This window comes from Nocardioides sp. NPDC057577 (assembly GCF_042801335.1).
GTDB lineage: Bacteria > Actinomycetota > Actinomycetes > Propionibacteriales > Nocardioidaceae > Nocardioides.
In genome coordinates this window covers 57,051-81,063 of sequence record NZ_JBHVGB010000005.1, presented here as the reverse complement: position 1 = coordinate 81,063, position 24,013 = coordinate 57,051, and the positions used below count along the sequence as shown (strand labels likewise).

Below are 24,013 nucleotides of genomic sequence, written 5' to 3'. Positions count from 1 at the left end.
CCTCGGGGGTGCCGGACCTGCTGCGCGACTGAGCGCACGGGACGTGAACGTGCGGGAGGCCCCCGCCCGCGGGCCGCGCGGGGCCCGCCCGCGTGGGGGGGTTTTGTTTTGTTGGGCCCCCCCCCCCGCCGGCCCCCCCGCCCCCCCCGCCCGCGCCGGCCCGCCGCCCCTTTTTTCCACGGCGGGCCCCCCCCCCCCGCGGGGGTCGCCCCCCTCCGTGCGTGTGTGAGGGTCCTACCCGGGTCGTCCGCCGAAGTCCCACTGATGGACCTCGATCGCCGCGAAGCCAGCGGGGGAGAGGACTTCATGCGCGTCACCGGTGGAGGCGACCTCCACCAGCACTGCCGCTCCGACCACCACGGCTCCGTCATCGGACAGGAGCGGTCCACAGGCGATCAGCTCGTCGCCGTCCGGCAGGTCGATCTCCTTCGTTGTCGGTTCGCAGAACCCGAGGACGAGATACCGGTTGCTGTCTGACCGGCCGTCGCCGTAGTCCCACATGGTGCGACCGAGCGTGTTGCGCCACCGCCGCAGCAGTACGTCACGGTAGGCGCCGGCCTGGTAGCCGGGCTCCTCGAAGGCGAACGCGCGAGCTGCGGTGGTGTCCGGAAGGTCGAGGACGTGCACGCTCCCGGTCAGGGTCTCGTCGCTGGTGAAGGTCGGACCCCGGGCGATCATCGTCGCGGCGAACCGGTCCATGTAGCTCCAATGCTCCTCCACCATCTCGGTGCGCAGCGGCGTCGACCCCGGGCGGTCGCGGTGGTAGCAGAAGAACTCCATGGGCTGAGACTCACCGGCCCGGCCGTCCCGCGCAATCGGTTATCTCAGCGGGTCCGTAGGGTGGGAGCCGAGGAGGGCTGACATGGTGAGCGATCGCGACCGAAACGAACAGGGCCGGGCGCAACAGGCCCGACCCCGCGACGCGCTCGGCCGCCCTCTGCCCTACGGCGAGGTCGGTGTCGAGCCCATCTCCGAGGAGCCGCTCCCGCCGGCGGAGACCCTGGCCTACGCCCGCGATCTCTTGGACCAGGGTCGCCCGTTCGCGGCCCATGAGGCGCTCGAGGTCCGGTGGAAGTCGTGCCCGGAGGAGGAGCGCGAGCTGTGGCAGGGCCTCGCCCAGCTGTGCGTCGGCCTGACCCACCACGAGCGCGGCAACGCGGTCGGTGCCTCGCGCCTGATCGAGCGCGCGGCGCGGCGGCTGGAGGCGTACGAGAAGGGTGCGGGTCCGACGTACGGTCTCGACCTCGGTGAGCTCGTCGAGTGCTCCCGGGGCAGGGTCCAGGACTCCTGAGCGCTCGGGCGCCAGGACGGCAGCGTCAGGACCATGAGTCCGCTGAGCCGCGGAAGGCGGCCTCGATCCAGTTCGTGAACTCGACGGCGAGGTGCCACTGGTGCTGCTGGACCAGGTGCGACGGGAGCAGCCTGGGAAACTCGACGACCAGGTGGGCGTGGAACCCGGAGTCGGTGTCTCGGAACTGATGCCGCACGCCGCCGATCGGGAGCCCGGACTCGCTGCGCGCGACCCCGGAGGCATCGGCGGTGTAGGCCGGGTCGAGCGGGGTGCGCAGTGACGCCAGGTCCTGATAGTCGATGAGGAATCTCGATGGCAGCGGGCTTCCGCCGGTCGTCTCGATCACCTCTTGTAGCCCCTGGCTCGTCGTCGTGATCAGGAAGTGGTCGGGATTGGCCGCCATCATGCTGCGCTCGTAGTCGGGCCGATCGGTGGCCATGAACCAGTCCACGAAGGCGGCCGTGTCGCCTCCTGTGACATGGAGGTCGCAGACGCTGGTGACACGTCTCCCGCGAGACAACCGGGCCGTCGCTCGACCGGACAGGTCGGAGGCCCGCAATGCCCCGGAGAGGCGGCGCCGGATCTCGTCCGGGCCCAGAGCGAGCTTCGCCTCGGCGAACCTGAGCCGCTGGTGCGCCAGCTCGCCCGGCGGCACGGCGAGCCCGATGCGGGTCGCCGCCTTCGGCAACCGCGCAGCCTCCCATGCGAGCACCTCGGCCCGCGAGACGTCGTGGCCGCTGATGACCGTTCGTACCTCTACTGCCGTCATCGGGGTCTCCCTCCATCGATCAGCCAATAGCAACTATAGTTGCTATAAGATGGCAAGAGTCAGGCACGTACGTCAACTGCACCCGAGAAGGGAAGCCATGGATCCCGCGAAAGAGCGCGTCCCGATCAGGCGACCTGGGGGTCGCGCCGCCGGCGTCGTCGCCCGCGTCCATCAAGCCGCACGGGAGCTCTTGACCGAGGTCGGCTACGAAGCCCTGCAGCTACCCGACGTCGCCGTCCGTGCCGGGGTGAACAAGACGACGGTCTATCGACGCTGGCCGACCAAGCGAGACCTGGTGAGCGACCTGCTCCTCGAGCTCAGCGACCACGACCTCCCTCGAGCAGACACCGGTCATCTCTCAGATGACCTCGTCGCCCTGCTGAAGGACGTCGCCGAGCTGCTTCGAACCCCACTCATGCAGGCGATGATGCGGGCATCCCTGGAAGGCACGATCGACCCGGACGCCCGACAGAGCTTCTGGGCCGAACGCATGCATCGCAGCTCGGTGATCATCGAGCGAGCCATCCGCCGAGGTGAGCTGCCGGACGACGCGGATGCCCGGTCGATCCTCGAGCACGCCGCCAGCCCGATCTACTTCCGACTGCTGATCACCGGTGAGCCGGTGACCGACGACGACATCCGGCTGTTCGCCGAACGAGCCGTCGAGGCTGCCCGACGAGCTTGACGTACCCCGTCTGCGGCATAGCGTCGGCGCCAGTTGCCGTCGAGGTCGGTGCCGTGCTGTGGTGGAGATATGGGTCGCACGGTCGATGTCGACTACCTGGTGGTGGGAGCCGGCGCCATGGGGATGGCGTTCGCGGACGCCCTGACCGAGCATGCCGACGTACGCGTGGCCCTGGTCGACCGCCGCCACGGCGTCGGCGGGCACTGGCTGGAGGCGTACCCGTTCGTCCGTCTGCATCAGTCCTCCGCCTTCTACGGCGTCGCCTCGACCCTGCTCGGCGGCGGGCAGCTGCAGCAGCACGGACCGGAGAAGGGTCTTCAGGAGCGGGCCACCCAGGCGGAGATCTGCGCCTACTACGCCCGGATCCTCGAGCGGATGGTGGAGTCGGGCAAGGTCGAGTTCTTCGCCAACAGCGATTACATCGGCGACGGCACCGTCGTCTCGCACATCTCGGGGGAGCGCGTCGAGATGCCCGGCGCCCGGATCGTCGACGCCCGCTACCTGGCCCCCAGCATCCCCGCTGAGAAGCCGCCGCCGTTCGGCGTGGCCGACGGCGCCCGGGTGCTGCCGGTCAACGAGCTCGCCCGGCTCGAGGAGGCGCCGAGCCAGTACGTCGTCGTCGGCTCCGGCAAGACCGCGACCGATGCGTGCATCTGGCTGCTGGCGCGTGGTGTGGACCCCGACGCGATCTGCTGGGTGCGGCCGCGTGACCCGTGGATGTTCAACCGGGCCGTCGTCCAGCCCGATCCCGCGATCTTCCTCGGTATGGCCGCCGACACGATGCAGGCCGCGGAGCGGTCGACCTCGCTCGAGGACCTGTTCCTCCGGCTGGAGGAGGCCGGCATCATGCTCCGCATCGACCGCACGGTCATGCCGACGATGGCCAAGACGCCGACGCTGGCGACGTGGGAGCTCGAGCAGCTGCGTACGCTCGAGAACGTCGTACGCCGCGGCCACCTCCACCACGTCGACCGCGGCACCCTCACCTTCGCCGACGGATCCGTCTCCGTTGCCTCCGACGCCCTGGTCGTGCACTGCGCCGCCGACGGCCTGAAGTATCCGCCCCTGGTCCCGGTCTGGCGTCCGGAGGCGATCACCCTGCAGCCGATCCGAGCCGGCTTCCCCTGCTTCGGCGCCGCCGTCGTCGGGTACGTCGAGGCCACCCGTGACTCCGACGCCGAGAAGAACAGGCTCTGCCCACCGAGCCCGCTGCCCGACACGATGGCGACCTGGGCGCGGATGAACGTCCTGGGCACCCAGGCCGCGATGTCGTTCTCGGCCGAGCCGGACGTCAAGGAGTGGACGGACCGCGTCGCGCTCTACCCGGCCCGGGTCCCGCCCGGCCATCCCGCATCCGCAGCCCTCGACGACGCGCGCGAACGGCTGGCGAAGCACACCAAGCCTGCTCTCGCCAGGCTCGCTGAGCTGGCCGGACCGATCTAGGCCGACGCGAGGGCTCGAGCGGCAGGTCGCGTGTCCATCCTGCTAGGCGGAGAAGCCGTTGCCGATCTGGTTGCCTTGGTTGGGACCGTCGAATCCCGACGCCCCGGTCGGGTCCTGCTCGCCGTTGCCGCCGTACCGGAGCCAGCGCAGGTCACCGTTCGCGTCGACGAAATAGAAGACGCGCGCGGGTGACGGCTGTCCCTCGAGGCCGGCGCGGTCGGTCATCCCGCCGAACAGGTGACGCACCGTGCCGAAGCCGTTGCCGATCTGGTTGCCCGAGTTGTTCTCCACGAACCCGTTGGCCCCGGACGGATCGAGCTCACCATTGCCCGTGTAGCGGAACCAGAGCAGGTCGCCGTTGTCCCGGACCGCGAGGAATGCGCCGTCGCCGACGCCCACGATGCGGCGGAAGCCGAGGAAGCCGTTGCCGATCTGGTTGCCCTGGTTGGGTCCGGGGAACCCGCGGACCCCGGTGGGGTCGTGCTCACCGTGGCCTTCGTACCGGAACCAGAGCAGATCACCGTTCTCGGCGACGGCGAAGATGGTCGTCGCGGTGGTCTGTCCTTCGCGAGGAGAGACGAACAGGTGGCGGAAGGTGTGGAAGCCGTTGCCGATCACGTTCGCTGGGTTGTTCTCCACGAAGCCGTTGGTCCCGCTGGGGTCGTGCTCGCCCGCCCCGGTGTACCTGAACCAGGTGAGGTCCCCGTTCGGGGCGACAGCGAGGATGATGCCGTTGCCGCCGCCCGCGACATGGAGGAAGTGGTCGAAGCCTCGGCCGATCTGGTTGCCCGAGTTGTTGCCCACGAAGCCGTTCGCGCCGGTCGGGTCCTGCTCGCCGAATCCGTCGTAGCGGAAGTAGCGCAGGGCGCCGTCGTCCTCGACCGTGAAGAAGCGGCCGACGTGGGGACGCGCGACGCCCGGAGGCGCGGTGCCGTTACCGGTGTAGAGGATGTGCCGCATGGGTAGGCCTCCGATCGCTCGCTACCTTCGCTTGTTTGTCAGCGTTTCAGTGGCCGCGCTCGTCGGCATCGCCCAGATGGAGGAACTGCGGCTTCAGCGGGGAGGTCGTGGTCAGGTCGTGGCGGACCCCGTGCGGCCCCGGGTCAGCGACTGCTGGACCTGCCAGGCAGCGAAGGCGACCAAGAGGCCGCCGGCGATACCGACCCACCCGGCGGAACGCACCTCACCTTCCTCGCCGATCGCCTGCCAGGCCGCGATGACGACCCCGAGGTAGTGGACCGCGGTGAGGGTGCCGGCAGAGATCAGGACGGCGGTGGCGAACCGACGCCGGGAGGAGAGAGTCAGCATGCCCATGGCCAGGCAACCGACGGCTGCGGCCGGCTCGAAGATGTACTCGGCGCTCGTGCCTTCCTCGACCTCGGTCCACAACGAGCTGAAGCCGTCGTAGGGGAGGAACAGCGCGAGGGCGGCCAGTCCGGCGCCCGCCATGGCGGATACGAGCCAGACGGGTTCGACAGGACCGAGGTCGTGATCCGGCGGCGACACGTTCAGGCAGGCTCGGCCCGCCACGACCGCCCCGGCTCCGCCGCACACGACGAGGAGACTCAGCGCGACACCTATGCCACCGATGTCCTCGAGGGAGAACTTCACCAGCCCGACGCCGGCGGCGCCCATGAGGACCCCGACCACGATGAACAGTCCGGCTGCGCTGGCGGTGGCCAGCTGCCCACGGCGGAGCCGGCCCGCGGCGAGGAGGAGAGCGAGGGCGGCCAGCGCAACCTCGAACGGCGCGACGACCGCGAACGAGTTCCAGGACGTCGTGGTCTCGGCCAGCAACGGCAACGGAACCGCAGCCAGAAGCCCTACGGCGGCTGTCGACGCGACGGCTGGCACCCACGCGGGTGGCTGGGGCTCGGTAGCCGCAACCGGCCGCGGGCTGTGCTCGGGCTCGCGCGCGACAGCGGCTTCGGCCGTTGGCGCGGGAGTGTCAGGTGGCGCGACTGTCGGCTGCTCCGGCGCGGCCGGCGTCGGTGGGGGCGAGGCCTCGGCGGGCCTGCGAGCTCGTTCGGCCGACCCTCGTACGACGCGCTGTGCGTCGTGCTCAGCCATCTCGTCCAGCACCGCGCGAGCCGCGGCGGCGCGAGCTGAGTCAGCGTCGTCCAGCAATGCCGCCAGCTCCTCCACGGCACCGAGACGTACGTTGGTGAACGGACTCGAGATGGCGCCACGCAAGTCGGCCAGCAGGTCCACCGGCTCGGGTGGGCGGTTGCTGCGGGCGATGTAGAAGTCGCCCTGCACGTCGAAGACCCACTTGCCCGGAGTCTGCGACGGCGTGACGGTCCGCACCCGGTCGAAGGCGAAGTCGTACAGCTCGTCGACTGACACGAAACCGTCACCATCCCGGTCTGCCTCACCGGTGGCCAGACCCTCGACCAGAGCCGAGGTGAAGACCGACGGCTTGCCCTGGCCGGCGAGCTGGTCGCCCTCGAACGAGTACTCCATCGCGCTCGACGCCGTCAGCACGATCCGCCCGCGGCCGTCGAAACGCTCCATGATGTCCATGCGCTCGTCGCCGCGATTCATCATCCCGCGCGCGAACGCGCCGCTGTAGCAGCAGTCCAGGAGCAGCACGATGCGCCGGGATCGACTCTTCGTCATCTGCCTGTTCACGTAGTCGGCGGGCAGGGACGTGGCGTCCAGGTGGTCGACCTCGGTGTCCGGCGTCGCGAAGTAGAGCCTCCCGTCCTCATCCTTCACCCCGTGACACGAAAGGTGCAGCAGGAGGAGATCGTCGAGCCCGCGGTCATCGAAGAAGCTCGAGACCTTGCGCCGGACCACGTGCTCCGGCTCGTTGAGCGACACCTCGACCTCGAAGCCCCCGATCTCGGCGTTCCGGAGGACACCTGCCAGCTGCTCGGCGTCGGTGGCGGGCGCGCGAAGCCTGCTCAACCGCTGGTCGTGGTAGGTGTCGTTCGCCACCACCAGCGCGCTGCGCCGACCCGTGGTCATGGCATCGGTGAGGAAGCAGGTGGGTCCGCCTCCGCGGACGCGCGCAGGGCTGCGACGAACTCATCGATGAGTCGATCCTGCTGCTCCTGCGAGGCCGAGTCGATCTTGAGTGTCTGGTCGCCGATCGTGAGCTCGACCGCGTGGGCACCGCGAGCCGAGGACATCCACCCCCGTATCGCTCCCACGATGGCGGTCACGGCGACCAGCGGCTCCTGGAAGGCCACGATCAGGACTCCGATCGCCGCGACGTCGACGCCTCGGGCGCCGGCAGGCGCCTCGCCCGCGCTCGCGCGTTCGACGTCATCGACGCCGAGGTCCAGCAGCTCCCGGCGTAGGACCGAGCTGAGCTCGTCGAGACGCTCCACATCAGGATCGTGGATCGTGATGGTCATCTGGCGACCCATCCCCGGCACCTCCCGTCACTCGGACTACCCGGTTCGTCAGTGAATCTCCATGCCTGGCCGCAATCGGCGTCGGTCATGTCTCCGCGGACCGAGGAACCCTGACGCGCCCGCGAGCATGACAACGCTCATCAATCGCACTCTAGGGCCGTCGTGACGGGCGGGCATCGCTCATCCAGGGGATCGAGACAAGCGCGTCCTTCAGCCGCGCGGCGAAGGCGCTCGGGTGGTCCACGAAACCGGTGTGGTCACCGGGGAACCGCAGGGCGGTGAGTCCGAGTCGCGCGGCGAGCGCCTCGGACGTACGTTCGCACAGCTGTCCTGCCGACTCCTCGCCGATGCCGAGGACGATCCGTGGTCCGTGGCGCAGCGCTTCCACGTCCGGCTCCCATCGCACGGTGGCCGGCAGTTCCTCGGCGTACCAGAACGCCTCTTCCGCCAGGGCGCTCGGGCTGCGCTCGCCGCCGAACATGGCCTCGAGCATGCCGTCCGGCACGACGATGCCTGCTTGGTCGAAGAACATGCCCCAGGCGCCGATCACGTCGCCGTCGGCGTAGCGACGCCTCATCGCGTCCGTCTGCGTGCGCTGATTCTCCCGGTCCTCGAGGAGCTCCAGCAGCGGGGGCTCGTGCGCCACGATCGTCGTGGCGAGCTCGGGATGACGCTGGGCGAAGGCGAGGGCCGTCACGGCACCGCCGCTGGACCCGAGGATCGCGACAGGTCCGAGGCCCGTGCGACGTACGAGCTCGGCGAGATCGTCGGCGCGCTGCTCGGGTGTGGAGCCGACGGATCGATCGGCCAGGACGCTCCCGCCGTGGCCTCGCGGGTCGTGGGTGAGGACGGTGTGGTCGGCGGCCAGCGCCTCGGCGAGCGGGGCGAACTCCTCGGCGGTCATCGGCGATCCGACGAGCGCGATGGCAGGCCCGGATCCGCGGAGCTCGTAGTGCAGGCGGGTTTCGGCCAGGTCGATCAGGGTGGGTGCGTACATGGACATTCCTCTTCGTTGGGTGCGGAGTCATTCCGCTCGGGTGGATGAGACGGGAAGAACGGGCAGGTCGAACGTGACGGCGGCGGCTCGGGCCGGTGCCAGGCGCAGGAGCCGGGAGACGAGGGGCGGCGCGGCCGCCGCGAGCAGGACCGTGAGCACAGCGGGGAGCACCATCGCGCCGGCGAGCCCCACCCCGGCGGCGAGTCCGCCGATGAGAACCGGCCCCACGAACCCGCCGAGGTAGCCGATCGTGGTGACGAGCGAGAGCCGCCGCGGGTCGATCCGGGTGGCGCCCAGGCTGCCGATCACGATCGGCCAGACGAGGGCCGTGCCGGCGCCGGCGAGCGCCCATCCGCCGGTGGCGGCCACGACCCGTGCACCCTCGGGGACGGTGGGCGAGACGAGGACGAGTACGAACCCGAGCAACGTCACCCCGGCGGCTGCCGCCACCAGGATCGGTGCGGCGACCATGTCGCGCAGACGGTCTCCGGCGAAGCGGACCGCGGTCATCGCGGCGAAGAAGACGGCGTACATCGTCGCTCCGGCGGCCGGGTCCGCACCGAGGACGCGAGTGGTGTGGATCCCCGCCCAGTCGGTGGCAGCACCTTCCACCACGAAGGCAGCGGCGGCCACGACACCGGCACCGACGAGAACGGCGGTCGCCGCGCGGGTCCGATCCGCAGAAGCTGCCGCGTCCGGATCCGCGGCACCGCCCGGGTCGGTGCCGGTGCGGCCGACCGGAAGCCGCAGGCTCAGCAGAGTGAGCATGGCGCCGGCACTCAGCGCGGCGGCGGGCAGGAGCAGCAGGCTGTCCCCGCCGGCACGCAGCGCCGCAGCCAGTGCCGAGGAACCCAGGACGGCGCCGAGCGTCCAGAATCCGTGCATCCGGGCGATCACGGGTCGTCCCGCTGCGCGCTCGGCGACCGTCGCCTGCGAGGTGAGCCCGACGTTGATGGCGCCGCAGCAGAGGCCGAAGACGCCGGCGAGCGCGATCATCGGCTCGGCGGCGGGCATCGCGCCGATCGCGGCGAGGAGGAGCGCTGCCGTGGGGAGGGCGACGCGGAGCACGGCGGCGTCGCTCCAGCGGTGGGCGAGGTGTCCCGCCAGCGGCATCGCGATCGCCGCGCCCAGGGCGAGCGCGAGGAGCAGGAGCCCGAGTCGCGTGGGGCCGAGATCGACGCGGGCGTCGAGGACGGGGAGCCCCGCGCCCCAGACCGCGACGAGCATGCCCACCCCACCGTGCAGCGCAGTGATCACGCGCGTGCTTTCCCCAGACGTTGACATGCCTCCAGGTTCCCCGCGGCTCCGGACGCGCGTCCAACACCGGCGTAGCGCCGATCGACGCACTTGTGTTGTCGATCCGCTGTCGCCCGGTTCGCCGACCGGACACAATGGCCCCGTGACGGGCGATCTCGAGATCAGGCTCCTGCGCCGTTTCGTGGCGGTCGCGGAGGAGCTGCACTTCGGGCGTGCGGCCGACCGGCTCTTCATCGCCCAGCAGGCGCTCAGCCGAGACGTACGCCGGCTCGAGGACGCCGCGGGCGTCCGCCTCCTCGACCGCTCCTCGCGCCGCGTCGCGCTCACGCCGGAGGGCCGGCGCCTGCTGGACCGAGCGCGCGAGCTCATCGCGCTGCACGACCGTGCCGTACGCGACCTGCGTGCCGACACCGGCACCTTGGTCATCGACGCCGTCGCGCCGGGAACGACGCCTGCCCGCGTACTGGACGCGGCCCGGCGAGCAGCCCCTGACATCGAGTTCATCGTCCGCTACGGCGGCGGATCCGCGGACACGGTGGTCGGGGCCGACGTCGGCTTCGGCGCCACCCCGCAGGGCGCCTCGGCTCCGCGTCAACAGGCGGTACGTCATGAGCGGGTCATCGTGCTGATCCCCGAGGACCACGAGCTCACCGCGCTCGACGCGGTCCCGCTCGAGGCCCTCCGGACGGCCCAGGTGTGCACGCGCTCCGGCGACCACGTCACTCCGGCATGGGCCCGCGCGATGGGCCAGCTTCTCGCGCCGTTCGGTGTGGACCCGACCGACGGGCATCCCCACGTTCTCGGCGGTGCCGAGCTGGGCGCGCACCTGCGGCTGCACGGTGCGCCGGGCCTGGCCTTGGAGAGTCAGCCGCCGGTCGAGGGCATCGTCATGCGTCCGCTCGTCGAGCCCGTCGCGCTGTTCCCCTGGACGATGCGCTGGCGTGCGGATCTCGACCACCCCGGTCTCGAGGTGCTGAGGCGCAGCGCGCGCGAGCTGTCCGAGGCGCAGGGCTGGACCACGGTGCCCGACGGCGCCATGCTGCTGAACTCCTGATCGCCGCAGGGTGCCGCGCTGGTGCCACACCCGCACGGGTATCAGCGGTCGGCGGCCGTACCTCCTAACTCTTAGGAGGTGCTGATCATGTTGATGAGTCGTTCACTCCTCGCTGTCATCGCCAGTGCACTGCTGCTTCTCTCCGCCTGCGGTTCGACCGACGAAGGGTCGGAGGTGGACCCGACCGATGCGAGCTCTGCGACGACCGGACAGGTGGATCCTGATCCCGACGATCCGACCGATCCCGACGAGCCGGTGGTGGCCGTGCCGACGCTCCCGATCGGCGGTGGGTCCTACCCGCTCGACGGCACTCCTGGCGTGGTCTGCGCCGATGTCAGCTGGCTCTGGCCGAGCGACGCCCCATCGGTCCCCGAGGGCGTCTCGGTCCTGGTCACCGGCTATGTCGTCGATCCAGCGGTCTTCGAGCCGGCGGACGCGGCGTGCGACGGCGAGTCCTGTCTGGACGGATTCGCCTTCACCGCCGACTCGCTGAACTGCAAGGTCGCGATGCTCTCCCTGGTTCCCTGGACCGATGAGCAGGAGGGCGAGGACGCCGTGCTTCGGCTCAGCGGCGAGATGACCTGCTCGGACGAGCCCTGCGAGCTCGAGGACGCCGAGGGTGGCGACACCGAGGTGTCCTTGGATGCGCCGGAGGTCGAGACCGAGCCCACCGAGTCGGAGTCGACGGACGCCACGTACTCGAGCGAATCAGGCTGAGTCATGCCCGAGACGCCGCCGTCGGGGGTCGATCGCTGGGTGAGCCTGGCGACGAGCTTCGTCGCGCCGGTGACCGTGATCAGCGGGGTCCTCTTCTACTTCGGGTACGTCGCCGCCCGTGCCCAGTACGACTACTTCGGCCTCGACGTCGACGTCATCGGGCTCAGCACCCGCGCCTACGTCATGCGCAGCCCGCAGCCGCTGCTGACCCCGATGCTGGTCCTGGTGCTGGGCGGCGTCGCAGTCGTGGCCTTCCATCATTGGGTCCGCCGACATGCCACGAAGACCTGGTTCCGCACGCTGGTCGCGGCCGTCCTCACCACCGGGCTCGTCCTCCTGGCGGCCGGAACGATGCTGCTGGCGGGGTTCACCCTCGTCGGCGGCTGGGCCTACTACTCGCTGGTGACGCCGGTCCTGCTCGGTGGCGGTGCGGCACTGGTGGCGTACGCCCTGCGGTTGCGGTCGGGCGGCAGGCTCGAACCGCGCATCGTGCTGCTCTGGGTGGGCGTGGCCGCCTGCGTGATCTGGGCGACGGCCACGACCGCGCAGTGGACCGGTCGTGGCCTGGCGATGGAGCAGGCCCGCAACCTGCGCAGCCTGCCCAGCGTCGTCCTCGACACCCGGGAGCGGCTCTACATCCCGGCCGGCGCCGGCGTCCAGGAGGCCGTACGAGCTGATGCCGGTGAGGACGAGTACCGCTTCCGCTACTGGCGGCTACGGCTGCTGATCCAGGGCGAGGACCGGATGTTCCTGGTGCCCGACACGTGGAGCGCCGGCGGCACCACCATCATGGTCCGGCTGGACGACGACGTACGGGTCCAGTTCCAGTTCCGGAACTCCCCGCCGGACTGATCGCCATGCGCCTCCACCAGCGCCGCGCGCGGCGCCAGTACCGGATCTTGAGTAGTTGGCTCGCGCTACCGACGCACCGAGCAGGGATCTCTCTAGACCTGTCGCATACGGTCGCGCGGGTCCAGACCGACCCAGTTCCATCCTGTGGAGGGGATGTCCATGACTCAGGGCGATGACACCGAGACCGGGAGCGAGGACTGGGCTCGTACGAAGGCCTATCTGCAGAGCGACCCGACCAAGTGGAACAGCCTCTCCTGGATCACCGCACGCTCCCTCGTCGACTCGGTCAACGACATCTTGGGGCGAGGTACGCAGGGGCTCGTCGAGAACTTGCGGGCGCACTGGACGAAGAAGGACGAGGACCTGACGATCCGCCGCCCGGGGGTCTCGAGGTTCCTGGTCATCGGAGACACCGGCGAGCAGGACCCGTCCCAGTACGTGGTCGCGCCCGCCCTGGCCCGAGCCGCGGCCGAGCGCCTGGACCCGCACGGGCGCGTGGAGCAGCGACAAGCCGGCTTCGTGCTCGTCCTGAGCGACGTGATCTACCCGTCGGGCAACGTCAACGACTACGTGGACGGGTTCTACAAGCCGTACCGGGCGAACCGGGTGCAGGGCCTGCGGGCGCCCGTCGAGGTGCGGGACAGGTTCGCGCTTCCCGAGAGCGTCCCGATCTACGCGATCCCCGGCAACCACGACTGGTACGACGGCCTCTACGGCTTCGCCCACCAGTTCCTGTATGCGGCGAACGACCCGCCGACCTGGCCCAGCGATCTCCTGGCGCCGTCGTTCGACGACACGCTCGGGGGAAGGCAGCTGATCCGGGACCGTTTCGGCCGCAGCATGTGGCGTACCCCCAGCGAACCGGCCGGCACCGCCGCGCCGGCACGGTGGGGAGAGCCGGCCGACGATGGCCGCCCGGCACCAGAGGCTCGGCTCCAGCCAGGGCCGTACTTCGTCATCGAGACCGAGCACGTGGACCTGGTGTGCATCGACACCGGTATCGACGGGAGGATCGACGGTCCGCAGTTCGACTGGCTGAGCTCGCTGCGTGGTGACATTCCGAAGATCCTCATGACCGGCAAGCCGCTGCTCGTCAACGGTGAGCGCCGCACGTGCGAGGTCTCCGGACGACCCGGCAAGAGCGTCAACGAGGTGGTGGCTGAGAGCAAGCGCCGCTACGTCGCGACGCTGGGCGGTGACACGCACAACTTCCAGCTGTACGACCCGCAGAGCGAGGGCAGCTCGCGCGACGGCCTGTGGCACTTCGTCAGCGGTGGTGGCGGCGCGTACACCCACGCCACCCATCCCATCCGGACGGCCATCTCGGACGCGCGAGCCGATCTGCGGTTCCGGCCGACCAAGCTCTTCCCACGCTCGGCCGAGTCGCTGTCGTACTTCGCCCAGCAGCTGGTCCCCAGCATCTGGCGGCTGCTGCTGAACGTCGTGCTGTTCGGAGCTGGCGTGGCCTTGGGCCCGTGGCTCGACGGCGCCGGGGGAGTGGCCATCGCCGCGATGACGGTGCTGATGCTGCTGCACCAGCTGCCGCAACGTCCCGGCCGCAGCCGCTTCGTACGCCGCCTGCTCCTGTGTCTTGAATCGCTGGTCATGGGGGTGTTGGCCTCGCTGTTCCTGCACCAGTACCTGCCTGATGCGTCCGGAGCGCTGCTGGTGCTGTACGGGTCGTGCACCCTGTGGATCTGCCTCAACGCCTGGTGCATGCGCTGGTCGAGATGGTGGAGCCCTGTCGAGAAGGTCTCCGGCTGGCATCACGTCGCGTTCGGGTGCGTGCTGGCGGCTCTCGTGGTCCTGGCTCTGGTGCCCTGGGCTTCGGAGGGACGAGGCTCGAACGAGGGACGTACGCTGCCCTGGCTCCTGGTCGTCGCGGTCGGCATCTACGCCGTCGTGGGGATCGTCGGGTGGCGCAGACGGATCGTCACCACCGTGAACGGCGCGAGAGCAGCGAGCTGGCTCGAGCGCTCGGTCGTGTGGGCCGTGCTCGCGCAGGCGGCCGTCGTGTTCGGCGAGATGTTGCGCGTACTGAGCGGAGAGGGCCGGACCCTGCTGTTCTTCAGCGGCCTGCTCGGACTCGTGCCGGTGGCGGTGATCGCGGTGGTGGTGCTCGCAGCGCTGCTGGCCCCGGACTTCCTTACCCGCCACCTGCGAGACGATCCCGTACGCCGGGCGCAGGCCTGGCTCAGCTGGCGACGTTGGATGGTTCAGCCCCTCGTGTTCCTCGCGGCGCCCGTGACGCTGGTGATCTGGGCGTGGGCCGCCGGCGCCGTCGACTCGGACTGGATGCGAGCCGCCTTCGCCCTGCCGACGCTCATCACGGTGACCGCGATCGGCATGCTGGTCATCGACTGGGTACGCCGGGAGCACGAGCTCCTGTACGCGCCGCTGGCGGTCATCACCGTCCTGGTCCTCGGCGGCCTCCTGCTGGGAGCGGCGGAGCCGGGCCTGCTCGACGTTCTGGGCTTCGAGGAGCCCAGCCGCCTCGCCGACGACCTCAGGACGTGGTGGCCGGCCGTGGCGGTCGGCGGCGCCCTCTTCACCGTCGTCGCGGTCGGCGCCGCTGTCGTCCTCGCCCACCTGGTGTTCCTCGGTGCCTACTCGCTGATCGCGGACCCCAAGGCGTGGGTGAGCCCCCGCTACCGCCCGGGTGGCCCGACCCCCTTCGACTTCATCAGCGAGGCGGACGCGACGTCCATCATCGAGGCCGAGCAGGAGGAGATGGGTGGCGAACCCGCCGTCGTCGAGGGCGTCGACCGACGCACCAGACGTCGCGCGCAGATCGCCTTCCCCGGCCTGAACCCGCCGTTCGGCCCGATCCAGAGGTTCGTCTCCGAGATCTACTCCCTGGACGAGCCACCGTTCTACAAGCACTTCCTCGAGTTCGAGACCTCACCCACCGAGGTCGTCGTCAAGATCCACCGCGTCCGCGGCGACCAGCCGGTCGAGATCGAGGAGGTCGCGAGGATCAGCCTCACCGACCCGGCCCTGCACTCGACCGATCGCTCCCAGTCGCGCGCGACGCGAACATCGGACAGGTAGGCACGTACGCCGAGCGTGGCCGGGCGGAGGTCGTCCTCACGCCATCTCGGGGACGTGCAGGTGTGCGTACGCGAGGTCGAACTCGTGCACGTCGAGGATCTCGCCGCTCGCCTCGCCGGCGGCCCGCGCGCGCATCTCGTCGGCCGCCGAGCGGCTGGCCACCATCGCTTCGCGGGTCTCCCAGGCCGTGGTCGCGCAGCCCAGGCCGGTCGCCCGGTTCACGAGCAGGCTGGCGCTGCAGAATCCGGGAGTCTGCTCGAGCTCGGGAAGGATCCCGACGCGGAAGATCTCGGCCATGGCGTCGTGGTCGCCCTGCAGCCAGCTGGCTCGGCAGCACTCGCCGTGGTGGGTGCGGTGCATGACCTCGATCTCCCACTCGTCGACCTGCATGGAGCCGCCCAGGATGTCTCGCCCGCGGTCGCGGAGCGGGCGAAGCTGCTCGTCGCTGGCGAGCATGGTCGCCTCGTTCTCCCATGAGCTGGTTGCGATGCAGTATCCGGTCTCGCGGTCGACCAGCATCGAGAGACCGCGACAGCCCTCGATCTGGTCGAGCATGGGCCCGACTTCGCTGTTGATGAACGTGATGCCCGCGTCGATGTTGCCGGGCCTGCCTTGGAACGTGGTGGAACGCGCGTACACGGCCCACTCCTCTCGGACGGGGCAGCGCCCGGTCCGGCACTGCCGGTTAGTCCCTGCCTACGCCTTCTGGCGCGGGGAAGCAATCCCCCATTTGGTCGTTCCTGGCATCGACGCCCTGGGAGGAAGTGGCGCGGTCGAGGCGTTATGACGCTCTCCAGGTGGGAACTCGGACCCTGGCTACCTGTATGTCGTAGGTGGATCCTGGAAGCGTGCCAGAACGTACGGCAGCCGACGATGTTGGACGGAGGAACGTGGCCCGCCTCGGAGGGGTGGCGGCGCTCGTTGGTGGGCTGGCGTGGGTGGTGAAGGGCACGGTGATCCTTGGCGGAGGTGACCAGCCGCCGCTGCTCCTCGAAGTCGCTCCGATGCTGTTTGGAGTCGCCTTGCTGAGCATCGCGTACTCGACCTTGCCGCCGAGCCGACGGCGCGCGGTCGCTTTGGGCCTCGCTGCGGTGTCTGCCATGGCCGGCTTCGTGGCGTTTTCCAGCGAGTTGGTCGGCGAAGTGGTGGGTATGGCGCTGGCGATCTCTTCCATCGCGTTGTTGCTGGGGCTGCTGCTGCTCCCACGGCGCGGTCCCCGGCCCGCTCCGCTCGCCTGGTGGATCGGCGCGACCACGCTCCCTGCCCTCTTGGTCGGAGGGATCCTGTCCGAGCTTGACGAGCGGCTGCTGGAGGCTCCGCTCACCTGTCTTGGCGTGGCCTGGATCGTTCTCGGATGGACAGCATTGAGCGACAAGGTCGACACGAGGTCGTCGTAAGTCTCGGGTGCGGGCGCACCCACCCACTCCCGCATGTCCCGCTCGCGGCGGTGTGACGCAGCTTCTGAAGCCGCACCCGGCAGGTCCGTGCGGGCGCGTTGGTGGCGACTCGTCACGACGGCTGCATCAGGATGCTGACATGACGAGCCTCATCCGTGTCGGGTATTGGCGCAACAAGAACAAACCCAAGCTGCCGGATCCACGGGGACACGTTGATGAGACTTGGGACGACGACGAGCGGGAACTCGTGGTTGCGTACCTTCGAGGTGGTCTGCCCGTGCTGCACATGATGGGGTCTTCGCCCTGTCGAATGTGCGACCTCACGGCCAACGGAAACGCCGAACTGACCGACGGCTCGTATCTGTGGCCGGAGGGGCTCGCGCATTACGTCGAAGATCACGGCGTGCGGCTTCCACGCGAGCTCGAACGGCATGTCTTGGACCGTTGGGAGATCTTGGAGGCGGCGGCGATTCGGACGCACGAGACGCCGCCCGATCATTGGCTGCGCATGATCCAGCAGGGATAGGGGCGCGCACAGTTGGCGGGACGGGAGGCTCTCGCGGGATCTGGCACGATTGTCGGCGTGACCCGACCCAGCCGTGAATGGGCAGCCTTCGAGTCTCGATCTGCACCGTCCGATGAGCAGTGGTCCGACGCGGTTCGGCGCTACACGGCAGGGCTCGTCGTCGACGGGATGGTGTTCAGTCACCACCGGTTCGGATTCTTCATTGACCTTGGCGAGCCCATTATCGGGCTGATCGAGATTCCGATGCTGTTCGACGATCCCGTCCGGCCGCTGTCCCAGGTCGACTATCCACCGGTCGGATCACACGTGCGTGCGGTGGTTCTCGGCACGACCGATCACAACCGGCAGATCCGCCTCAGCATGCGCCCGTCAGATCTCAAGAGCGCCCATCCTGACGAACCGCTCAAGAACCACTGAGCGCGCCCGGCAGGCGGCGGAATGACGCGGGACCTTTCTGTCAGCCGGGGTTGCACGCCAGATCAAAGTTCGATGCGTAATGGCAAGATGACTACATGGCATCGGACTCCCGGATGGTGGCATTAGGCTTCGGAAAGTTCGCGCGCGCCGACCGCATCTTCGCCCTGGAGCGCATCACTGGGGAGGAACGCGGCGATGGCCGCCGCACTCGAGTCTGGATCGACGGGGTCACCGACCCCTTGATCGCGTCCAGGACCGAGATCACGATTCTTCGCGATATGGGCCAGGAGTCCGCGGTCCCCGCACCCGAGCTCGACGAGGCATTGGACCTCGCCGCGCGTCTGGCGGCTGCAGCTGAGGAGGGTCGGGTGGACCTGAGCGATCTGGGTCGGCGTGCGCGACGCCTCCTCGCCACGACGACGCCATAGGAAAGGGAGACCTCGACCGCCTGCCCCTTGGGCGAGTGACCCATCGCGGCGATGTAGCGCGCTCGCGGCGAAGTGACGCGAGGTCGAACCTACGCCCGGAGTGTCGGCTAATGATGGCTCTGACGATCAGGTGAGGCACGCCGTCATGCGAATCGAGACAAGTAGTCCTGGTATTTCGGCTCCCAGCTTGGCCGCGTAGAGGGTGGGTGGATCAACCAGGAACCAGCGAGCATATTCCTCGTTCATGCCTGCGAAATCCTCTGGGTCGGTCAGCAGCACGCCTACCTCAACGACGTCGTCGAGCGTCGCGCCGGCCTCCCGCAGGATGGCCTCGCAGTTCGCCAGCGCCTGGCGGGTCTGAGTCTGGATGCTGTCGCCGGCCAGGCGACCCGTGCTCGGGTCGATTCCGGTGGTTCCCGAGATGAACACCTGGGAGCCGGCTTTGACTCCCTGGCTGAAAAGCGGCGAGCTTGGTGCATTTGGTGTCGCGATGATCTGACGCGGCATCTCGGAGCCTCCTATTCTGATAGTCCCATCAAGTAGATGTGCCGAGAAACGGTCCTTCGGCTACAGCGTTCGTACGCGCCCGACAGGCGGCGGAATGCAGCGTGCCCTGGGCATCGCGTTCACCGAGCTACTTGGACAAAGTTCCGCGCAGCCCGGACCAGATCGTCGGTGGCACTCGCTTTCACACTGCTGCGGAAGCGGGCGAGCTCATCCTGTAGCGCAGCCGGTGGTGGCGTTTCGGTGGTCAGCTCCTGGAACAACGGCCCGCATTGAAGGCCGGCACCCAGCATCGCGTCGGCCAGCAGGTAGTCGAGGTCAACGTTTGGGTCTTGCGTGTTCGCGATGGTCACGCCGACTTCCTCGGCGCATGCCGACACGCGCTGGGCGGCAGCGATGCCTGGACTGGTCAGCCTGGATCGGACGTAACCGACCAGCTTGTCAAGTGCGTACGCGGTGGCGAGCTCGGTCAGCGGTAAGCCCACAGTCGCTGATGCTGGAGAACCGTTCACCACCACCCAGCCACCCGGAGGGATCAGCCACGCATCCGATGTGTCGGAGCTGGCAACGATCTCGTTGTGGACCATGCTCTCGAAGGAGTCGGTCTCGGTCTGGCCCCACGATGTGAGGGTGGAACCCGCACCCGGACCAATTCTGAGGAAGACCGCCGACACGTTGATGACTAGCACGATGCTCTGCCCGATGTCGTGGCACACCTTGATGCTCGAGGCTGTCCAGTCCTGCGGGACGTACAGCTGGGGGAGTTCCTGGCTGGGGCATCGAATGCCCTCTGGCGGAGCGCTAGGGGGAGATGACTCGTCCTCCTGCGATGTCGCGGACGTTGGCGGAGGATTGGGGGCGTCACTGCCCTGAGCGTCGTCCGAGCCGCAGCCGGCCGACGTAAGCACTGCGATCGCGACCACTGCCGCGATGCCGACCGACCGCCTCCGCGCCATCGGGCACCCCTTCCCCCGTTCGACGCTAGTGGTTTTCGTCGGGAGCAGTTGGGTCTGAGGTGGCCATCATCATTCTCGGGGAGTGGGCGACGCCAGCGAGCCACAAGTCTCGTGTACCCGAGTGGGATGAGGCTTGTCCTGAGTCCGGAGCCGACTACTTCGAGCCCGCGAGAGTGGGCCGCGTGGCAACCGCGCGAGCGGCCAGTTGCAGACACTTCGGTTCGACAAGCGCCTCGGACACCCGACACCGGTAGTCAAAGCTGGCAGGTAAGGGCGACGGGCGTTGACTTCGAGCTGCTTGTGTCTCCGATGACCGGCTGCCAGCGCCCGGCTCGCGGCGGACAGACGTGGGCCGTTTCCCCACCGAATTGATTTGGTTCACCTACCGTTGGGCCCAGCATTCGGCACGGGAGAGGAACCATGGCGGTTCAGCAGTTCGCGCTAGCGGCGCTGCCGGCAGCGCCCAGAGGGCAATGCCCACAAATCCGCCGGGCACGCCGATACCTTGAGGCAACCCATGCAAGCGTTGGCGGCCTAATTGACTCCTTCAATGTCATTCACGAGAAGAAGTCGGCCGACCGTACCAACGCTCAAGGCAGACTCGCTCGAGATGAAGTAGACCTTCTACGCGCTGCGCTTGTTTTCACGTCCAGTGGTCTCGACGCGACGTGCCAGACACTGGTGGCGCAGTGCCTCCCTACGCTCCTGGCTCGGCCGGGGACAACCGCATCGAAGAAGTTCGACCTGTTCCTCGACGAGCTAGGCCGAATTCCGACCACGGACTTCCTGGTCGCGATCAAGGACCGAGATCCGCGTGCCAGGTTCGTCGACCTGTACGTGCGAACTAAGACCAAAGCTAGCTATCAGGGCACGAACGACCTCAGGGAACGGGTCCGAGACCTCCTAGGCATCTCGAACTCGGCGATCTCTAAGGTGCGCATCGACAAGCTCGATCCATTCTTCACCGCACGGAACGCGATCGTGCATGACCTCGACTACGCCGACCCCGCGAGCACATCGGTAGCCCGGCACAAGAGATCCCCGGGAGCCGTTGTCCGGGACTGCGACACGGCATTGTTGCTTGTAGCGGACATCATCAGCGCGGCAGCCGACGTGGTTCGCGCCGATTAGGGGATCCGGCTAGCTCTCGGCGCTAAGACGTACTCCACGAGGTGGTCTCCGGCGCCGTTCTTGTCCTGACCGAGCTCTATCTCGGTCGAGGCGGAACTCGGTGCCCTGGCTGCTGCAGTAGGTAACAGCGTCGCTCATGTCAGCTGGAAAGAGGCGTGGTCCGGTGGATTCGGGCGAAACCTCGAGGGGTTGCGGGTCGCCACGGAGGAATCAGGTTAAGACGAGAAGTAACCCCCGGCCTGCGCCCCTGGTGTTCGCCGTGTGGCACGAGCCGTAGCGCGGCAGTACTTCGGGGACGATCACCAAGAAAAATCCGCTCTCGGGCTTACCGAGGCATCCTGGCCGGGGGATCGGCGACCCGCCTCCAGAACGCCGACCGCTACAGTATGGCAGATGACGGCGAATCAATGGCGCCGTCAACCTGGCGTTGTCACCCCGACCGACCTGTCTGTGACGTAGCTGACTTGACCACGCGACGATTACTCAACGCCCGGGAGCGTTCCAGTCGTCCCCGCGTCACCCTGGGCAAAGTTGACGTGCCCTGCTGAGCGGTCAGACGCCGGCGACGTAGGCGGTGAGGAAGTGGACTCCGTGGCGGTCGAAGTTCCCGCGGGCGCGGTCGTAGTGTTCGGTGGTTCTGGGTCCGCGTGCCGGGCCAGGATCTGGGCGTCCCGGAGTGGGAGACCTGCGACGAGGGCGTTGGTGATCGCTGCGTGCCGGAGCGAGTGCGGGCTGATGTGCCGCGGTATCCCCGCGGCCTCCGCGACCCGCGTGACCATCCGGTACGCGTCGCGACGATCGATCGGCTTGCCGGACACCGGGCGCTGGATCAACGGAACGGTGGTCCGTGCTGTGGTCGTCATCGACAGCGGCTGGAACGGCGTCAGTTTTCGATGTGGTGGACATGCGGCACCTCACGCGACGACCCAACTGAGGCTTGGCCATGCTCGCCGCCAACACGGGGAGGCGCTCGGACAGGTCAACGCTAGAGGCGTTGGGACCAGCGCCGGTGGCGGCGGAACGTCGCATCTATTCCTGTGCCTCGCATGGACGGCACACTTTGACCATGGCGCGGTACGTGAAACTTACGATCCAGGACGACATGACAGACGACGAGTACGCAGATCTGGCGAACACCGTTTGGATGGTGCTTCGCAACACGCAGTACGACTTCCACGTCGAACATGATGGGAGGACTCCCGTGGGTCGACTCAACGCTTCCTGGGCGAAGTACGGCGACGATGCTGCTTGGGAGTAGACGATGCTGCTTGGGAGTAGATGTTCGCTCCACCTCGACGCGCGGCGGATTGACGCACTCATCGGGGCTAAGACCTGCCCTTCCAAAGGTTTCATGTCAAACTCCTGACCGTGTCCACGTACGAGCAGGATCGCGCGTCCAAGTGATGCAGGATCCGGACGTCGGCCCAGGACCGTGGCCAGCCGAGCCGACTGGTCAGATCACGTCGATTCCCTCAGACGATCCGTTCAGTGTTGTCGAAACTCGACGAGGGTATCGAGCGGATGGGGTGGATCAGGTTCGACGAGCCGCTGCGCGACGTCGATGGCGACGGGCCGAAGGCGACGGCGCAGGTGCTGGAGCGATACCTGCGGCCGGCTGAGTAGCTGCTCGCTGCAGATCAGCATGTCCGTCAGGCGGCGGTAAGACGTAGGCCTCGGAGAGCATGGTGGAAGCTCGAACCTGTCCGACTCGGGTATCAGCGATAGCCATGTGAAGTCCGGTGTCCATCGATAGGGTCGCGGCATGCGTTTACTCTTAAGCGTTGCCGATCGCCGCCAACGAACACGGATTGTGAAAGTACTGAAGTCCTCGGGGGTGGGGGACATCGTCAGCAGCGGTGAGGGCGCGTGGGCGACATGGGCAGACGCGGGTGATCCGGCCGATGCGGTCGTTGCAGTTCTGTCGGGCCCCCGCGACCAGCTGACATCGGTCTTCTTGGACATCGGTTTTGCGCGTGCCCTCAAACAACCCTTGTTGGTCCTGTCCGATGAGCCGTCCTTCTCGGAAATTCTCCCAGACGTCACTGTGATTCTCGGAGGACTGCAGAACTCCTCGGCGATCAGGTTTCACGTCGACACGTTCCTGGAATCAGTGCGGCGTCCTCTCGATGAAGCCATTCTGCCATCGGGTGCCAAAGTCACGAGTACTGATTGGGCCGATCGCGAGCTGCGTGATGTGCGGGCGATTCAGGACGGGGCTGTTCGATCCGAGCTCTTCGAGCAACTTGTTGAACATCTGATGCGTAGCGCCGAGGCGAATGTCTTTGCGCACGACCGATACGGACGAGATCAGTTTGACTTCGCTGCTTCTGTTCCTGGAACTGATTTCGCGACAGGCCCTATCGTTGTCGAATGCAAGACGGCCGAGACTCCGCAGGCACTGGCGTCCGCTGCTCGAAAACTGCAGACCGCGGTGATGGAGCGGGGAGCGGCACTCGGAGTTTTGGTCTTCGATGATGCGCGTCTCGCGAGTTCATCGCGCGTGAGGCCTGTACCGATGGTGCTCGTGATTGGCATTGACGAGTTGATGCGCGGGCTCCAAACCGAAAGTCTTGGCCGAGTGCTATCTGCGGCTCGTAATCGAGCGGTGCATGCACTATGAGCGGCCTCGACCCGCAAGTTGTGAAGCAGATGATGGACGCCTCGGATAATGCCCCGCACGCTCAGGCGAAGGGCGAGCGCTTCGAGTTGTTGCTCAAGTACGTCTTCGAGTCCGTTCCGAATACACTCGTCGTGCACAATTCTGCATCGTTCTTAGGCTCCGAGCAGATCGACCTAGCGGTTGCGAACCGAGGGGGCTTTCCCGGACTTCCTGACAAGTTCCTGGTTGAGTGCAAGAACTACTCCGACCCAGTCGATAGCAAGGCTGTTGGCTACTTTCTTTACATCTGTTTGAGCCGCTCTGCCGAGCTTGCGGTGATTGTTGCGTCAAACGGGCTAACGGGTGACAATGACGAACTCACACACGCACACTCCCTAGCCATGACGGCACAAGCTCTCAGATGTCGCCTTGTCGTCCTTACGCGTGATGATCTTCTTGGGTTGGCTAATGAGCAAGATTTGGTTGATCTGCTTGAGGAACGGCACCTCGCGGCATTTTCCACCGGTGGCATCGGCGCATGACCACAGTTCTTGCGGTATCGGGATGGTGCCACTGT

The 24,013-nt window shown here is 67.9% G+C and carries 27 protein-coding genes; 16 read left to right on the top strand and 11 right to left on the bottom strand.

Annotation, left to right across the window (positions count from 1 at the left end; translation table 11 throughout):
* Window positions 1–234: 234 nt before the first annotated feature.
* A complete protein-coding gene (locus ACFU7D_RS02085) occupies window positions 235–780 on the bottom strand; it encodes a YciI family protein (RefSeq protein ID WP_378862671.1) in 546 nt (181 codons plus the stop codon).
* An 82-nt stretch (window positions 781–862) separates the two neighbouring features.
* Here ACFU7D_RS02085 and ACFU7D_RS02080 point away from each other — a divergent pair, with 82 nt between their 5' ends.
* Complete coding sequence (locus ACFU7D_RS02080) at window positions 863–1,291, top strand: DUF309 domain-containing protein (RefSeq protein ID WP_378862668.1); 429 nt, start codon at window positions 863–865, stop codon at window positions 1,289–1,291.
* Window positions 1,292–1,316: 25 nt separating this feature from the next.
* On the opposite strand, the gene ACFU7D_RS02075 is transcribed toward ACFU7D_RS02080, so the two are convergent.
* Window positions 1,317–2,060 (bottom strand): hypothetical protein, encoded by a 744-nt coding sequence (locus ACFU7D_RS02075; protein ID WP_378862665.1) that lies wholly within the window; start codon window positions 2,058–2,060, stop codon window positions 1,317–1,319.
* Window positions 2,061–2,157: 97 nt separating this feature from the next.
* Between ACFU7D_RS02075 and ACFU7D_RS02070 the strand changes: the two genes are divergently transcribed.
* Window positions 2,158–2,745, top strand: a complete 588-nt coding sequence (locus tag ACFU7D_RS02070) for a TetR/AcrR family transcriptional regulator (RefSeq protein WP_378862662.1) — start codon at window positions 2,158–2,160, stop codon at window positions 2,743–2,745.
* 69 nt (window positions 2,746–2,814) lie between these two features.
* On the top strand, window positions 2,815–4,188 hold the full coding sequence (locus tag ACFU7D_RS02065; RefSeq protein WP_378862658.1) for an NAD(P)-binding protein: 1,374 nt from the start codon (window positions 2,815–2,817) through the stop codon (window positions 4,186–4,188).
* A gap of 42 nt (window positions 4,189–4,230) precedes the next feature.
* Here ACFU7D_RS02065 and ACFU7D_RS02060 read toward each other — a convergent pair whose 3' ends face one another.
* The 5 genes from ACFU7D_RS02060 to ACFU7D_RS02040 form a co-directional block, all read right to left on the bottom strand.
* On the bottom strand, window positions 4,231–5,148 hold the full coding sequence (locus ACFU7D_RS02060; protein WP_378862655.1) for a hypothetical protein: 918 nt from the start codon (window positions 5,146–5,148) through the stop codon (window positions 4,231–4,233).
* 111 nt (window positions 5,149–5,259) lie between these two features.
* Entirely contained in the window at window positions 5,260–7,158 is a 1,899-nt protein-coding gene (locus ACFU7D_RS02055; protein ID WP_378862652.1) for a caspase domain-containing protein, read from the bottom strand.
* Complete coding sequence (locus ACFU7D_RS02050; protein ID WP_378862649.1) at window positions 7,155–7,562, bottom strand: hypothetical protein; 408 nt, start codon at window positions 7,560–7,562, stop codon at window positions 7,155–7,157. Before ACFU7D_RS02050 ends, ACFU7D_RS02055 begins: the two co-directional genes overlap by 4 nt.
* Window positions 7,563–7,701: 139 nt before the next feature.
* The gene (locus ACFU7D_RS02045; RefSeq protein WP_378862646.1) at window positions 7,702–8,547 is read right to left on the bottom strand and encodes an alpha/beta fold hydrolase; all 846 of its coding nucleotides are present in this window, start codon (window positions 8,545–8,547) and stop codon (window positions 7,702–7,704) included.
* A 27-nt stretch (window positions 8,548–8,574) separates the two neighbouring features.
* The gene (locus ACFU7D_RS02040; protein WP_378862643.1) at window positions 8,575–9,804 is read right to left on the bottom strand and encodes an MFS transporter; all 1,230 of its coding nucleotides are present in this window, start codon (window positions 9,802–9,804) and stop codon (window positions 8,575–8,577) included.
* Window positions 9,805–9,946: 142 nt separating this feature from the next.
* Here ACFU7D_RS02040 and ACFU7D_RS02035 point away from each other — a divergent pair, with 142 nt between their 5' ends.
* From ACFU7D_RS02035 to ACFU7D_RS02020, 4 genes are all read left to right on the top strand, one after another.
* Window positions 9,947–10,858 carry a LysR family transcriptional regulator gene (locus ACFU7D_RS02035; protein WP_378862640.1) on the top strand — a complete coding sequence of 304 codons (912 nt, stop codon included), beginning with the start codon at window positions 9,947–9,949 and terminating at the stop codon, window positions 10,856–10,858.
* Window positions 10,859–10,951: 93 nt separating this feature from the next.
* Window positions 10,952–11,575: a hypothetical protein gene (locus ACFU7D_RS02030; RefSeq protein WP_378862638.1), complete on the top strand. Its 624-nt coding sequence runs from the start codon at window positions 10,952–10,954 to the stop codon at window positions 11,573–11,575.
* A gap of 3 nt (window positions 11,576–11,578) precedes the next feature.
* Window positions 11,579–12,427 (top strand): hypothetical protein, encoded by an 849-nt coding sequence (locus ACFU7D_RS02025; protein ID WP_378862635.1) that lies wholly within the window; start codon window positions 11,579–11,581, stop codon window positions 12,425–12,427.
* 159 nt (window positions 12,428–12,586) lie between these two features.
* Window positions 12,587–15,478 carry a metallophosphoesterase gene (locus tag ACFU7D_RS02020; RefSeq protein WP_378862632.1) on the top strand — a complete coding sequence of 964 codons (2,892 nt, stop codon included), beginning with the start codon at window positions 12,587–12,589 and terminating at the stop codon, window positions 15,476–15,478.
* A gap of 36 nt (window positions 15,479–15,514) precedes the next feature.
* Here ACFU7D_RS02020 and ACFU7D_RS02015 read toward each other — a convergent pair whose 3' ends face one another.
* Complete coding sequence (locus ACFU7D_RS02015; protein WP_378862629.1) at window positions 15,515–16,117, bottom strand: antibiotic biosynthesis monooxygenase family protein; 603 nt, start codon at window positions 16,115–16,117, stop codon at window positions 15,515–15,517.
* A 209-nt stretch (window positions 16,118–16,326) separates the two neighbouring features.
* Between ACFU7D_RS02015 and ACFU7D_RS02010 the strand changes: the two genes are divergently transcribed.
* The 4 genes from ACFU7D_RS02010 (at window position 16,327) to ACFU7D_RS01995 (ending at window position 18,246) form a co-directional block, all read left to right on the top strand.
* Window positions 16,327–16,875, top strand: a complete 549-nt coding sequence (locus tag ACFU7D_RS02010; protein ID WP_378862626.1) for a hypothetical protein — start codon at window positions 16,327–16,329, stop codon at window positions 16,873–16,875.
* Between the two features lie 139 nt (window positions 16,876–17,014).
* Window positions 17,015–17,401 (top strand): hypothetical protein, encoded by a 387-nt coding sequence (locus ACFU7D_RS02005; protein WP_378862623.1) that lies wholly within the window; start codon window positions 17,015–17,017, stop codon window positions 17,399–17,401.
* A gap of 57 nt (window positions 17,402–17,458) precedes the next feature.
* Window positions 17,459–17,818: a S1 RNA-binding domain-containing protein gene (locus tag ACFU7D_RS02000; protein ID WP_378862620.1), complete on the top strand. Its 360-nt coding sequence runs from the start codon at window positions 17,459–17,461 to the stop codon at window positions 17,816–17,818.
* A 95-nt stretch (window positions 17,819–17,913) separates the two neighbouring features.
* Window positions 17,914–18,246, top strand: coding sequence for a hypothetical protein (locus tag ACFU7D_RS01995; RefSeq protein ID WP_008361657.1), 333 nt, complete (start codon window positions 17,914–17,916; stop codon window positions 18,244–18,246).
* A gap of 126 nt (window positions 18,247–18,372) precedes the next feature.
* Here ACFU7D_RS01995 and ACFU7D_RS01990 read toward each other — a convergent pair whose 3' ends face one another.
* Entirely contained in the window at window positions 18,373–18,753 is a 381-nt protein-coding gene (locus tag ACFU7D_RS01990; protein ID WP_378862616.1) for a RidA family protein, read from the bottom strand.
* Between the two features lie 119 nt (window positions 18,754–18,872).
* Window positions 18,873–19,466, bottom strand: coding sequence for a hypothetical protein (locus tag ACFU7D_RS01985; protein WP_378862613.1), 594 nt, complete (start codon window positions 19,464–19,466; stop codon window positions 18,873–18,875).
* 660 nt (window positions 19,467–20,126) lie between these two features.
* Between ACFU7D_RS01985 and ACFU7D_RS01980 the strand changes: the two genes are divergently transcribed.
* The gene (locus tag ACFU7D_RS01980) at window positions 20,127–20,837 is read left to right on the top strand and encodes a hypothetical protein (protein WP_378862611.1); all 711 of its coding nucleotides are present in this window, start codon (window positions 20,127–20,129) and stop codon (window positions 20,835–20,837) included.
* A 479-nt stretch (window positions 20,838–21,316) separates the two neighbouring features.
* On the opposite strand, the gene ACFU7D_RS01975 is transcribed toward ACFU7D_RS01980, so the two are convergent.
* Entirely contained in the window at window positions 21,317–21,700 is a 384-nt protein-coding gene (locus ACFU7D_RS01975; protein ID WP_378862608.1) for a tyrosine-type recombinase/integrase, read from the bottom strand.
* Between the two features lie 203 nt (window positions 21,701–21,903).
* Here ACFU7D_RS01975 and ACFU7D_RS01970 point away from each other — a divergent pair, with 203 nt between their 5' ends.
* The 4 genes from ACFU7D_RS01970 (at window position 21,904) to ACFU7D_RS01955 (ending at window position 23,978) form a co-directional block, all read left to right on the top strand.
* Window positions 21,904–22,095 carry a hypothetical protein gene (locus tag ACFU7D_RS01970; RefSeq protein WP_378862605.1) on the top strand — a complete coding sequence of 64 codons (192 nt, stop codon included), beginning with the start codon at window positions 21,904–21,906 and terminating at the stop codon, window positions 22,093–22,095.
* Between the two features lie 230 nt (window positions 22,096–22,325).
* Entirely contained in the window at window positions 22,326–22,460 is a 135-nt protein-coding gene (locus ACFU7D_RS01965) for a hypothetical protein (RefSeq protein WP_378862602.1), read from the top strand.
* Between the two features lie 139 nt (window positions 22,461–22,599).
* Complete coding sequence (locus ACFU7D_RS01960; protein ID WP_378862599.1) at window positions 22,600–23,457, top strand: hypothetical protein; 858 nt, start codon at window positions 22,600–22,602, stop codon at window positions 23,455–23,457.
* Window positions 23,454–23,978, top strand: coding sequence for a restriction endonuclease (locus ACFU7D_RS01955; RefSeq protein ID WP_378862596.1), 525 nt, complete (start codon window positions 23,454–23,456; stop codon window positions 23,976–23,978). Before ACFU7D_RS01960 ends, ACFU7D_RS01955 begins: the two co-directional genes overlap by 4 nt.
* The last annotated feature ends 35 nt before the right edge of the window (window positions 23,979–24,013 follow it).

Excerpts from the sequence above, each read along its gene's own strand:
- ACFU7D_RS02085 (WP_378862671.1), bottom strand. The coding sequence starts at position 780 with ATGGAGTTCTTCTGCTACCACCGCGACCGCCCGGGGTCGACGCCGCTG.
- ACFU7D_RS02080 (WP_378862668.1), top strand. The coding sequence starts at position 863 with ATGGTGAGCGATCGCGACCGAAACGAACAGGGCCGGGCGCAACAGGCC.
- ACFU7D_RS02075 (WP_378862665.1), bottom strand. The coding sequence starts at position 2,060 with ATGACGGCAGTAGAGGTACGAACGGTCATCAGCGGCCACGACGTCTCG.
- ACFU7D_RS02070 (WP_378862662.1), top strand. The coding sequence starts at position 2,158 with ATGGATCCCGCGAAAGAGCGCGTCCCGATCAGGCGACCTGGGGGTCGC.
- ACFU7D_RS02065 (WP_378862658.1), top strand. The coding sequence starts at position 2,815 with ATGGGTCGCACGGTCGATGTCGACTACCTGGTGGTGGGAGCCGGCGCC.
- ACFU7D_RS02060 (WP_378862655.1), bottom strand. The coding sequence starts at position 5,148 with ATGCGGCACATCCTCTACACCGGTAACGGCACCGCGCCTCCGGGCGTC.
- ACFU7D_RS02055 (WP_378862652.1), bottom strand. The coding sequence starts at position 7,158 with ATGACCACGGGTCGGCGCAGCGCGCTGGTGGTGGCGAACGACACCTAC.
- ACFU7D_RS02050 (WP_378862649.1), bottom strand. The coding sequence starts at position 7,562 with ATGGGTCGCCAGATGACCATCACGATCCACGATCCTGATGTGGAGCGT.
- ACFU7D_RS02045 (WP_378862646.1), bottom strand. The coding sequence starts at position 8,547 with ATGTACGCACCCACCCTGATCGACCTGGCCGAAACCCGCCTGCACTAC.
- ACFU7D_RS02030 (WP_378862638.1), top strand. The coding sequence starts at position 10,952 with ATGAGTCGTTCACTCCTCGCTGTCATCGCCAGTGCACTGCTGCTTCTC.
- ACFU7D_RS02025 (WP_378862635.1), top strand. The coding sequence starts at position 11,579 with ATGCCCGAGACGCCGCCGTCGGGGGTCGATCGCTGGGTGAGCCTGGCG.
- ACFU7D_RS02020 (WP_378862632.1), top strand. The coding sequence starts at position 12,587 with ATGACTCAGGGCGATGACACCGAGACCGGGAGCGAGGACTGGGCTCGT.
- ACFU7D_RS02005 (WP_378862623.1), top strand. The coding sequence starts at position 17,015 with ATGACGAGCCTCATCCGTGTCGGGTATTGGCGCAACAAGAACAAACCC.
- ACFU7D_RS01995 (WP_008361657.1), top strand. The coding sequence starts at position 17,914 with ATGGCATCGGACTCCCGGATGGTGGCATTAGGCTTCGGAAAGTTCGCG.
- ACFU7D_RS01990 (WP_378862616.1), bottom strand. The coding sequence starts at position 18,753 with ATGCCGCGTCAGATCATCGCGACACCAAATGCACCAAGCTCGCCGCTT.
- ACFU7D_RS01980 (WP_378862611.1), top strand. The coding sequence starts at position 20,127 with ATGGCGGTTCAGCAGTTCGCGCTAGCGGCGCTGCCGGCAGCGCCCAGA.
- ACFU7D_RS01975 (WP_378862608.1), bottom strand. The coding sequence starts at position 21,700 with ATGACGACCACAGCACGGACCACCGTTCCGTTGATCCAGCGCCCGGTG.
- ACFU7D_RS01970 (WP_378862605.1), top strand. The coding sequence starts at position 21,904 with ATGGCGCGGTACGTGAAACTTACGATCCAGGACGACATGACAGACGAC.
- ACFU7D_RS01960 (WP_378862599.1), top strand. The coding sequence starts at position 22,600 with ATGCGTTTACTCTTAAGCGTTGCCGATCGCCGCCAACGAACACGGATT.
- ACFU7D_RS01955 (WP_378862596.1), top strand. The coding sequence starts at position 23,454 with ATGAGCGGCCTCGACCCGCAAGTTGTGAAGCAGATGATGGACGCCTCG.